At 32.3% G+C, this 12,479-nt stretch carries 10 protein-coding genes; all 10 read left to right on the forward strand.

Annotation, left to right across the window (positions count from 1 at the left end; all coding sequences use genetic code 11):
• Positions 1-632: IS3 family transposase (locus FD06_RS03160; RefSeq protein ID WP_202812976.1), on the forward strand; the 632-nt coding region annotated here is incomplete at its 5' end.
• Between the two features lie 196 nt (positions 633-828).
• Entirely contained in the window at positions 829-2,388 is a 1,560-nt protein-coding gene (gene rny, locus FD06_RS03165; RefSeq protein ID WP_056966034.1) for a ribonuclease Y, read from the forward strand.
• A gap of 79 nt (positions 2,389-2,467) precedes the next feature.
• Positions 2,468-3,268, forward strand: coding sequence for a TIGR00282 family metallophosphoesterase (locus FD06_RS03170; RefSeq protein WP_056966036.1), 801 nt, complete (start codon positions 2,468-2,470; stop codon positions 3,266-3,268).
• A gap of 17 nt (positions 3,269-3,285) precedes the next feature.
• Positions 3,286-5,889: a DNA mismatch repair protein MutS gene (gene mutS / locus FD06_RS03175; protein ID WP_162256006.1), complete on the forward strand. Its 2,604-nt coding sequence runs from the start codon at positions 3,286-3,288 to the stop codon at positions 5,887-5,889.
• Positions 5,890-5,904: 15 nt separating this feature from the next.
• Positions 5,905-7,863 carry a DNA mismatch repair endonuclease MutL gene (gene mutL, locus FD06_RS03180; RefSeq protein WP_056966038.1) on the forward strand — a complete coding sequence of 653 codons (1,959 nt, stop codon included), beginning with the start codon at positions 5,905-5,907 and terminating at the stop codon, positions 7,861-7,863.
• Between the two features lie 26 nt (positions 7,864-7,889).
• Entirely contained in the window at positions 7,890-8,498 is a 609-nt protein-coding gene (gene ruvA, locus FD06_RS03185) for a Holliday junction branch migration protein RuvA (RefSeq protein WP_054658329.1), read from the forward strand.
• Positions 8,499-8,526: 28 nt separating this feature from the next.
• On the forward strand, positions 8,527-9,540 hold the full coding sequence (gene ruvB, locus FD06_RS03190) for a Holliday junction branch migration DNA helicase RuvB (RefSeq protein WP_054658327.1): 1,014 nt from the start codon (positions 8,527-8,529) through the stop codon (positions 9,538-9,540).
• A gap of 69 nt (positions 9,541-9,609) precedes the next feature.
• Positions 9,610-9,927, forward strand: coding sequence for a preprotein translocase subunit YajC (yajC, locus tag FD06_RS03195; RefSeq protein WP_082605275.1), 318 nt, complete (start codon positions 9,610-9,612; stop codon positions 9,925-9,927).
• 99 nt (positions 9,928-10,026) lie between these two features.
• Positions 10,027-10,998 carry a DHH family phosphoesterase gene (locus tag FD06_RS03200; protein ID WP_237757227.1) on the forward strand — a complete coding sequence of 324 codons (972 nt, stop codon included), beginning with the start codon at positions 10,027-10,029 and terminating at the stop codon, positions 10,996-10,998.
• 3 nt (positions 10,999-11,001) lie between these two features.
• On the forward strand, positions 11,002-12,360 hold the full coding sequence (locus FD06_RS03205) for a DEAD/DEAH box helicase (protein ID WP_054658326.1): 1,359 nt from the start codon (positions 11,002-11,004) through the stop codon (positions 12,358-12,360).
• The last annotated feature ends 119 nt before the right edge of the window (positions 12,361-12,479 follow it).

The raw sequence follows: 12,479 nt of genomic DNA on the forward strand, positions 1-12,479 counted from the left end.
TAAAATTAATGAAAAAGATGAAATTACAACCAACGATGTTTAATAATCGTTTTAAGAAAAAATATAGTTCATATAGGGGAAAAATTGGAAAAATTTCTCCAAACATTCGGCATCAAAATTTTAAAGCTGACAAACCATACAAAATACTGCATACAGATATTACTCAGCTCAAATTAAAAAATCATATTAATGGTTATATTTCTGCAGTCATTGACGAAGGAACTAAAGAAATTTTATCCATACAAGTAAGTAATTCACCTAATCAACGTTTGATTTATAGAACATTAAAAGAATTGAAAAGCAAAATTCCCACAGGATTTAAACCAATTATGCATTCAGATCAAGGATGGCATTATCAACTGCCTTATTACATTTCTGAATTAAAGCGAATGAACATTAAACAAAGTATGTCACGTAAAGGAAATTGTTTGGATAACTCGCCTATAGAAAGCTTTTTTAGTTTGCTTAAAAGAGAATATCTGAATAATTTCGAAATAAGAAATATTAAAATGTTAACGAAGTTAACTAAAGAATATCTACAATTTTTTAATAATCAAAGAATTTCATTAAAAACAAAAGGAATGACTCCGATTGAATATCGAAATCATTCCCTAAAGAATTATTTAACTTAATATAAATGTCCAACTTTTGTAAGGCACTACATTATTTCCATTCTTTTTATTTTACATAAGCAAGTTTTAATTAAGTGCGCTACATAAGTTGACAGCGCTGTTACTAAAACTTAAAATGTAATAGTGTTAATAATTTAAATAACATCTTGAAAATATAATTTTATATATTATTTTTTGATGATGCGGAGGTGAAATAATGGTTATTTCCAATTTAATCCTCGCAATCATCGCTATTGTTTGTGGCTTTGTATTAGGTTATTTTATACATCAAAAGTTAATTAATAAGCGTTTAAATGAAGCTCATGATAATGCTAAAGATATTTTGGAGAAGGCTAAGCACCAAGCTAGTACTTCAGCTAAAGAAGCTATCTTAGAGGCTAAAGAAAAAAGTAGTGCATATAGAGCTAACGTTGAAAAAGAACTTAAAGAACGCCGTAACGAACTTCAAAAACAAGAAGATCGTTTGATTCAACGTGAAGACGCTTTAGACCGAAAAGATAGTGCTTTTGATAAACGTGACGATGCTTTAAGTCGTAAAGAAAATAAATTAACTGCTGATCAAAAAGATTTAGACAAGTTGCAACAAAAAGCAGAATCACTTGTACAGCAACGTCAATCCGAACTAGAAAGAATCTCTGCTTTGTCTAAGGAAGAAGCTAAAGACTTAATGCTCAATGAAACTAAGTCTGAACTAGCTGACGAAAGAGCTAAGATTATAAAAGATAGTTATAATAAGGCTCAAAAGGCAGCTAGTGACAATGCTAAGGACTTAATTGTTGAGGCTATTCAACAGTGTGCAGCAGATGTCGTTTCTGAAACAACTGTATCAGTCGTAAATCTACCTAACGATGATATGAAGGGTAGAATTATAGGACGTGAAGGTCGTAACATTCGTACATTCGAAACTTTAACTGGAATCGATTTAGTTATTGATGACACTCCCGAAGCGGTTGTTTTGAGTGGATTTGACCCAATTAGAAGAGAAGTAGCTAAAATGACTTTAGAGGGACTTATTAAAGATGGTCGTATTCATCCAGCTCGAATTGAAGAAATGGTCTCTAAAAGTAAAAAAGATCTTTCTAATAAGATTCAAGAGATTGGTGAAGAAGTCACTTTTGATTTAGGAATTCATTCGATAAACCCTGAGATAGTTAAATTGATTGGGCAACTAAAATTTAAAATCTATCGTGGAAGAAATATTCTAAGTCATTCAATTGAAGTTGCAAAGCTATCTGGAATATTGGCTGCTGAACTTGGTGAGGATGTTACATTAGCAAAACGCGCAGGATTATTACACGAAATTGGCAGAGCTACTAATAATGAGACTGATGGTTCTCATATAGACATTGGTATTGACTTAGCCAAAAAATATAATGAAAGTAGTACGGTCGTTGATTCTATTGCTTGTGAAAATGAAGGTCAAAAGCCTAAGTATATTATTTCTGAATTAGTTGCAGTTGCTAACAAGATTGCTATTTCTAGACCAGGTGCCAAGAGCAAGTCTTTGGAAAGCTTTGTTCATCGTTTAGAAAGTTTAGAAAATATTAGTGATAGTTTCGATGATGTTAAGAAAAGTTATGCTATTCAAGCAGGTAGAGAAATTAGAGTTATCGTTAAATCCGATAAAGTTTCTGATACTCAATCTGTAGTTTTAGCTCACAACATTAAAAATAAAATTGAAAAGGATATGGAATATCCTGGACATATTAAAGTTACAATCATACGTGAAGTTAGATCAATTGAATATGCAAAATAAAAAGGTCTTTTAAGGCCTTTTTTATTTTCATAAAAACAGTGTAAAATAATAGTTATTATGGATAGAGATAGGGGAAAATATGAAAGTTTTATTTATTGGTGATGTTGTAGGTAATATTGGAGTAAAAATGATTAATGAATATTTACCTACCTTAAAAAAAGATTTAAAACCACAAATAACTATTGTAAATGGTGAAAATTCCACGTCCTTTGGGCGTGGAATTAATAAAAAAGTCTACAAACAAATCATGTCTGCTGGTGCTGATGTTATAACTTTAGGTAATCATGCTTGGAACAATGAAGAAATATTTAGTTTTATTGATGATACAAAAAATTTAATTCGTCCATTAAATTTTCCAGGTAATAAGGTACCTGGAAATGGTTATACTACCGTTAACATCAATGGTAAGAAAATGGCTGTTATTAATTTGCAAGGTAGAATTTTTATGGATCCCTTAGATGATCCATTTCAAAGAATAGATAAGCTACTAAATGAAATAGAAAATGATGTCGATATGATTTTCGTTGATTTTCATGCTGAAACGACTAGTGAAAAGCAAGCAATGGCAATGTATCTTGATGGTAGAATATCTGCACTTGTAGGAACACATACTCACGTTCAAACTAATGACTATCGCATTTTTCCGAAAGGAACGGCTTTTTTAACTGATGTGGGAATGTGTGGACCTTATGATGGTGTTTTAGGAATGAAATATAAAAATATTATTCGTCGTTTTAAAACCCAAATGCCAACAAGATTTGAAGTTGAAGAAGATGGTGGCGGTATTATTTCAGGTTGTGTCATTGATATTAATAATGATGGTAAAGCTACTCACATCAATACAATTATGATTAATCCCGACCGACCATATCAAAATTAGTTGAAAGGTAGATTTAATTGGCAGATAAAAATAAATTAACACCTATGATGCAACAATATCAGGCAATAAAAGATCAATATCCGGATGCTTTTCTATTTTATCGTCTAGGTGATTTTTATGAAATGTTTAATGAAGATGCAGTTAAAGGTTCACAACTGTTAGAATTAACTTTAACTTCTAGAAGTCATAAATCTAAGCATCCTACTCCCATGTGTGGGGTTCCACATCGAGCAGTTCAAAATTACATTGATATTTTGATTGATAAAGGATATAAAGTTGCCATTTGTGAGCAAATTGAAGACCCTAAGACTGCTAAAGGAATGGTTAAACGTGCTATTACGCAGCTAGTAACTCCAGGGACTAAAACGGACGCTGGTGCTGATAATGCTAAAAATAATAATTACTTAACCGCACTATCATATAATGACGGTAAATATGGATTTGCCTATGCAGATCTTTCTACAGGAGAGTTAAAAGTAAGTACTTTAAATAGCGACGATAGTGTGTTAAACGAAACTTTAAGTCTCCAAACTAAAGAAATTGTTTTAGGTCCTAAATCACCTAAAAAAATAGTTAACTTGCTTCAAAAAGTAGGTATCTTAATCTCTCATCAAGATACAGTGGATATTAAATCTGAAATGAGTTATTTGTTGCAGGGGATTGATAGTGAACTAGAACGCGATGTTTTAAACCGTCTACTAACATATATTTTGAATACGCAAAAACGTAACTTATCGCATATGCAAAAAGTTGTTGAATATCAACCGGCACATTTTTTGAAATTAGACCATAATTCCCAGTATAATCTTGAAATAAATAAGAACATTCGTACTGGTAAAAAAAGCGGAACCCTTTTATGGCTTTTAGATGAAACTAAGACGGCAATGGGTGGTCGAAAACTTAAAAGATGGTTAAATCGTCCGCTAATTAACAAAGAAGATATTTTACAGCGTCAGCAATTTGTGGAATCCTTTTTAAATAACTACTTTGAACGTAGTCAACTACGTGAATCACTAACCGAAGTTTATGATTTGGAAAGACTAGCCGGAAAGGTTTCTTTTGGTAGTGTAAACGGTAGGGATTTAATTCAACTGAAATCTTCACTAAACCAAATTCCAAAGCTAAAGCATGTTATTGGTGAACTAGACAGTAGTATATTCGGTGATTTTTATAAAAAAATAGATCCGTTAGACGATATAGTAGACTTGATTGAACGTTCGATTAATGAAGAACCGCCAATTTCAGTAACCGATGGTGGGGTTATAAAGTCTAACTATGATAAGCAATTAGATAAATATCGTGATGCTATGAAAAACGGCAAACATTGGTTAGCTGAATTAGAACAAAAAGAACGTAACATTACAGGAATTAATAATCTAAAAATTGGGTATAATCGTGTCTTTGGATATTATATTGAAGTTACAAAAGCTAACTTAGCTAAATTGCCTGAAGATCGATATGAGCGAAAACAGACTTTAACTAATGCGGAGCGTTTCGCTACGCCTGAACTTAAAGAAACCGAGGCTCTGATTTTAGAAGCTCAGGATAAGTCTAAAATCTTAGAATACAATTTGTTTAAAGAAGTTAGAGAAATTGTTAAAGATTCTATTCAGCGAATACAAGAACTAGCAGATTTAGTTTCTAGCTTGGATGTATTACAAGGTTTTGCTACGGTTTCAGAAGATTATCATTTTGTGAAACCTAAACTGAATGATAACCATGATTTAGAAATTATTGACGGTAGACACCCAGTGGTTGAAAAAGTTTTGGGACGGCAAACATATGTACCAAATAGTGTTTTAATGAATGCTGACACAAATGTTTTATTAATTACCGGTCCTAATATGTCTGGTAAAAGTACTTACATGCGACAACTTGCTCTAACTGTTATAATGTCGCAAATCGGTTGTTTTGTCCCTGCTAAACTAGCTTCTATGCCAATTTTCGACCAAATTTTTACTAGAATTGGGGCGGCCGATGACTTAATTTCAGGTGAAAGTACTTTTATGGTTGAAATGAAAGAATCAAATGCAGCAATTGAGCATGCCACACCCAACAGTTTAATTTTATTTGATGAAATTGGTCGAGGAACTGCGACTTACGATGGGATGGCTTTAGCTCAATCAATTATTGAATATGTTCATGATAATTTGCATGCTAAAACTTTGTTTTCAACGCATTATCATGAGTTAACGGCGCTAGACAAATCATTAAAAAATCTACAAAATGTACATGTAGGGGCAACTGAAAAAGACGGGAACTTAGTATTTTTGCATAAAGTGGAAAAAGGTGCTGCTGATAAGTCTTATGGAATCCACGTTGCCAAGTTAGCGGGCTTACCGGATAAATTATTAGAACGGGCCGATAACATTTTAGTTAGTTTAGAGTCTAAGGATAAAACACTAAACCATAGTGATGATGATACTAAAAATACTAATAGTACTGATAATTACCAATTGGAATTGTTTAAGCAACAAAATGTTTCAAATGATGAATTTGACGTACATGTTAATGAACAAAATCCAGTGTTAGAAGAAATTAAGCAAGCTGATTTAATGTCACTAACGCCAATGGATGTAATGAATTTAGTCTATAAATGGAAACAAGAGATTAATAAATAGGAGGTAATTTAGTAAATGTCTAAAATCCGTGAATTATCATCAATTTTATCCGACCAAATAGCTGCTGGTGAGGTTATAGAAAGACCGGCTTCAGTGGTTAAAGAGTTGATTGAGAATTCAATCGATGCCGGTAGTACTGAAATTGATATTGAAGTTAAAGATGCTGGACTACAATATATTAAGGTAGTTGATAATGGTTCAGGGATTGAAAGCGATGATGTTAAACTAGCTTTCAAAAGACATGCAACTAGCAAAATTCATAATCGTAAAGATCTTTTTAAAATTAGTTCGCTAGGTTTTAGAGGTGAAGCTTTGCCTTCAATTGCATCAATTGCTAATGTTAAATTAAAGACTTCGACTGGTAGTGGTGGAACTGAATTAAACATTAGGGGTGGTGAAATATTAAGATGTATACCTGCTGAGGCTAGAAAAGGAACCACAGTGGAAGTTTCTGACCTATTTTTCAATACACCTGCTAGACTTAAATATATGAAATCGCCGGCTACAGAACTTTCAAAAATAACAGACGTGGTTAATCAAATTTCTTTGGGACATGCGGAAATATCTTTTTCACTACGTCATAATAACCGAGAATTGGTTCGTACATCGGGTCGCAATAATTTACAACAAGTAATTGGTGGCATATATAGTTTAAACACCGTTAAAAAAATGGTAAAGATATCATCTACTGATGATGACTTTAAAATAAGTGGTTATACTAGTTTGCCCGAAATGACTAGAGCTTCCAGAAAATATATTTCAATTATGATGAATGGTAGATATGTTAAAGATAACAACATTGTTAAAGCAGTTCTAGAAGGATATCGTTCTAAGCTAATGATTGGTCGTTATCCGATGGCTGTTATTAAAATTGATTTAGATCCTTTATTACTGGATGTTAATGTTCATCCAACTAAACAGACTGTGAGAATTAGTAAAGAAGAACAGTTATGTAGTTTAATATCTTTAGCCATCTTTAAGGCTTTAGAGCCTAAAAATTTAATTCCAGATGCTATGGATAAAACTCCTATTCATTCAAATGAAAATAGATTGGATACTAACCAACTTAACTTAAAATTAAATGATGCCTCCAAGCATTACTTGGCTAAAAGTCAGAATGAAGATATTTTAGATGATATAAAACTAGTAAAAAATAATAAGGCAATCAAAAGTAACAATAATTCGCAACATGAATCAGTAATGGTTTACCATAAGTCCAATTTGAATTCTGATAGTGTTAAAAAATTTGACGAGCGTTATAATAATTCATCAGCTAGTAGCGTATTTAATGATGTAGAAAATGATGTTACTGACCAAAGTACTGATGTTAATGATTTTTCAGATACAGCTTTAAAGACAACTCGTCGTTTTCCTAATTTGTTATACATTGGTCAAATGCATGGAACTTATTTGCTAGCGGAAGCTTCTGATGGTATGTATATTTTAGACCAACATGCCGCTCAAGAAAGAATTAACTATGAATATTATCGTAGTGAAATTGGTAAAGTATCTAATAATCAACAAGAATTATTGATGCCAATTGTTTTAGATTATTCGACGTCGGATGCTTTAATAATTAATCAAAATCTTGATAAATTATCTGCATTAGGGATTGAGTTAGAAAGTTTTGGCTCAAATAGTTTTATTATCCGAAATCATCCCGCATGGTTTAAAAAAGGGCAAGAACAATCAATTATTCAAGAAATGATTGATTGGATTTTAGATGATAAAAAAATATCAGTTGGTAAATTTAGGCTAAAAACAGCGATTATGATGAGTTGTAAAAGAGCCATTAAAGCCAATCATCATTTGGATAAATCACAAGCAGTTGCATTAATTAAAAAACTGAGTGAAGCGGAAAATCCATTTAATTGTCCACATGGCAGACCGGTATTGGTTCATTTTTCTAATTCTGATATGGAAAAAATGTTTAAACGTATCCAGGACAATCATGAAACTGATATTTTAGATTAAATTTGAATAGATGGGATGAATTTTAAATGTTTGAATACTTAAATGGATACATTGTGGATATTAATCCTAAATATATTGTTTTAGATGTTAGCGGAGTTGGATATCTTGTTTATGTATCTGATCCATACCGATATGAAGTTGATTTAGATAATAAGCGTAAGGTTTATGTGCATCAAGTAGTTACCGACAGCTTTCAGATGATATACGGTTTTTATAGCAAAACTGATAAAACTATTTTTGAAAAATTAATTAATGTTTCAGGCATTGGTCCTAAAAGTGCATTAGCTATTTTGGTTCGTAACGATCACAGAGAATTATTGAATGCAATTAATACCGAAAATGTTACCTTTTTAACTAAATTTCCCGGCGTAGGTAAGAAAACTGCTAAGCAAATTATTTTAGATTTAAAAGGTAAATTAGATGATATTTATCCAAATCAATTTTCAAATGAAAAGAGCGGTGACACTTCAACACCTGCTAATGAAGTAAACGCTGAACTAAAAGATGCTTTAGATGCTTTAGTTGCCTTAGGATATACAAAGGCAAACGTTGAGAAAGTAAAGTTAGTGCTAGTTAAAGAAGCTAAAATGACAACTGATGAATATTTAAGTGCAGGTTTAAAGATTTTAATGTAATCATTGATTTAAGGGGGATTTTAATTAAATGGAAGATAATCGAATTGTTTCCGGTAACAGTAGTAATAATAATGAAAAGTCTGTTGAAAAGACTTTACGTCCCCAATACTTATCTGATTATATTGGACAAGATGCGTTAAAAGAAGAATTATCGATTTATATCCAAGCTGCCAAACAAAGAGCCGAGTCTTTAGACCATGTTTTATTATATGGACCACCCGGCTTAGGTAAAACAACTTTAGCAATGGTAATTGCAAATGAAATGGATGTTAATATTAGAACTACTACCGGCCCTGCAATCGAGAAGAATGGAGATTTAGTCGCATTATTGAATGAATTGCAACCTGGTGATATTTTATTTATTGATGAAATCCATCGTTTACCAAAAATGGTTGAAGAAATGCTTTACTCAGCAATGGAAGATTTTTATGTAGATATTGTAGTTGGACAAGGTCCCACAGCTCACCCAGTTCATTTTCCATTACCACCATTTACATTAATTGGGGCTACCACACGCGCTGGATTACTATCATCACCGTTAAGAGACCGTTTTGGAATTGTCGAACATATGCGATACTATAATTCAGATGATTTAATGAAAATTATAAAACGTTCTGCGTCAGTTTTTAATGTTGATATCATTGATGAGGGTGCTCATGAGATAGCTAGTCGTTCTCGAGGAACCCCTAGAATTGCCAATCGATTACTGAAGAGAGTACGTGACTTTTCACAAGTTTCTAACCATGAAAATATTGATTTTGAAATTGTAGATAAAGCGCTAAAAACTTTAGAAATTGATAGCAAAGGTTTAGATCACACTGACTTAAAATTATTATCTACAATGATTGAGTACTATAATGGAGGACCAGTGGGATTAAATACTTTAGCAGCTAATATAGGTGAAGAAAATGAAACAATTTCTGAAATGTATGAACCATACCTTTTACAAATTGGTTTTATCAAGCGAACACCTAGAGGTAGAGTTGTCACAGAAAAAGGATACGAGCATTTAAAAATACCTTATTTTAAAAATAATCAATAAATTATTTTTATCAGTAGACGACAGCTATACAATCTGATAAAGTTATAATATATAGAAGGAGTGAACAGAATGAATTACATGAGTTTAGTGTTTATAGTTGTACTATTTGCTTTAATGTACTTTATGATGATTAGACCCCAAAAGAAGCAACAACAAAAACATGCCGAAACTTTACGTCAATTAAAGAAGGGTGACCATGTTGTTACTATTGGACGTTTACATGGTGTTGTGGATGACATTAATCAGGATAAAAAAACTGTTTCATTAGATTGTGACGGGATTTTTCTTACTTTTGATTTAAATGCAATTGCTAGTGTTTCTCAACAATCACCAGCTGAAGTTTCTTCTGAAAATGAAGAAAATGATAAAGAAACAGAAAGTAAATAATAGAGAACCTAGATATTAGTATCTAGGTTTTTTATTTTATAAATTGCGATATGCTATAATTAACTTTTAGAAAAACATTGAAAAAGGAAATGAAAAATATTGCTAAATAAAAATGATAGTGAAATTATCAAATCAATTGTGAATTCAATTAAAGAATTTGATACAATAATTATTCATCGCCATCAACGTCCTGACCCCGATGCTATCGGTTCACAAATGGGCTTGGCTAATATAATTAAGGAATCTTTTCCATCTAAAAATGTTTATTGTGTAGGTAAACAATATCATGGTTTTGACTGGCTAGGCACAGCTGACGAAATTGCTGATGAAGTGTATAAAGATGCCTTAGTGATAGTATGTGACACTGCTAATCAGCCTAGAGTTGATGATGAACGTTATAATCAAGGTAAAAAAATGATCAAAATTGATCACCATCCTAATGATGACCAGTTTGGTGATATCATGTGGATTCATGAAGATGCTTCCAGTACGTCTGAACTTATATATGATTTATATGCTAATTCAGAAGATTTACGAATTAACGCTGAAGCTGGCCGATGTTTATATGCTGGGATTGTCGGCGACACCGGCAGATTTAAGTATCCTTCGACAACTGCGCATACATTTGAGGTTGCTGCTGGTTTAGCTAAGTTAGATTTTTCAACTAACGCCATTAATCAAATAGAATCAGAGATTGATATTCCACTTGCTAGATTATCAGCATACGTTTATCAAAATATTGAAATTATGGATAGTGGAGCTGCATATATCGTTTTAAGTAACGAAGTGCTAGAACCATTTGAGCTAGGAGACGACAGTACTTCTGCTGTTGTGCCGTTACCTGGAAATATCAATGCTGTAAAAGCTTGGGCTATTTTCGTTCAGCAAAAAGATGGTACTTATAGGATTCGTTTGAGATCCAAAGGACCAGTTATTAATGAACTAGCTAAACAATTTGGCGGTGGTGGTCATCCTCTAGCAAGTGGTGCAGTTGCTAAAGATGATGAAGAAATAAAAAATGCTATAAAACAATTAAATGAAGTTGTTTTAGATGATACTAAAGGAGAATAGTGCATGGCCAATTTTAAAGATTTTAAATTAAAGCCATTCGTAATGAATGCTTTGGAAGAACTAAAATTCCAAGAGCCAACAAAAATTCAGGAAAAATTAATTCCTGAAATATTAAATAAACGTAACGTAGTGGGACAATCAGCCACTGGTAGTGGTAAGACACATGCCTTCTTACTACCAATTTTTAACTCAATTAATCCTGATGTTGATAGTGTTCAGGCGGTTATTACAACTCCCAGTCGTGAACTAGCATATCAAATCTATGATAATGCTAAGCAATTGTCTAAACATTGCGATAAAACCATTCATTTAGCTAACTATGTTGGTGGGACTGACAAAAAAAGACAACTAGATAAGTTGACTCGTGAACAACCACAAATTATTATTGGAACTCCTGGTCGAATTTGGGATTTAATTAATTCGCAAGCGTTGGATATTCATACAGCTAATCAATTGGTTATTGACGAAGCTGATATGACTTTAGATTTGGGATTCTTAGAAATAATTGATAAAATTGCGGCTAGCTTTGGTAAAGATTTACAAATGATGGTCTTTTCAGCTACGATTCCCCAAAAATTGCGCCCATTTTTGAAGAAATACATGGAAAATCCATTTGTGGAAAATATTCCTAATAAAGCAATTATTAGTCCTACAGTTGACAACTATTTGATTTCTACTAAATCTAAAGACAAAAATGAACTAATATATAAAATTATTACTTTAGGTGAGCCATATTTAGTTTTAATATTTGCTAATACTAGAACTAGAGTTGAAGAAATATATAACTTCTTAAGAACTCAAGGCCTCAAAGTTGGAATGATTCAAGGTGGGATGCATCCACGTGAGCGTAAACGCATGATGAAGCAAATTCAAAACCTTGATTTTCAATATGTAGTAGCTACGGACTTGGCAGCTCGAGGAATTGATATCGATGGTGTATCAAATGTCATTAATGATGATATTCCAGAAGATTTAGAATACTTTATCCATCGTGTTGGAAGAACTGGTCGTAAGGGCCTACCAGGAACCGCTATTACATTATATGAGCCTGGTGAAGAAGACAGTATTGATGCATTAGAAAAAATGGGTATCAAATTCCAACCTAAAGATTTACGTAATGGTGAACTAGTTGATACTTATGACCGTAATCGAAGAAAAAATCATCGTAAGGGCCATGATAAGTTAGACCCAGGAATGATTGGTATGATTAAAAAGAAAAAACGCCATGTTAAACCGGGTTATAAAAATAAAATTAAACGAGCTATTAAAGAAAACGATGAAATGAAACGTCGAATTCAATTAAGAGCTGATAAAAAGCAACAACGTAAGATGAAGAAAAAAAGTTCACAACGTTACCGTTAATAATTGACACTTTTTTTATTTAATTTTATACTTTATCTATATAAAAAGAGAACATGCTAACTAGTTTTATATTTCAGAGACAATCTGTTTGGTGAGAAGATTGATTTAAAATTATTTAG

This window comes from Apilactobacillus ozensis DSM 23829 = JCM 17196, from assembly GCF_001435995.1.
Classification (GTDB): Bacteria; Bacillota; Bacilli; order Lactobacillales; family Lactobacillaceae; genus Apilactobacillus; species Apilactobacillus ozensis.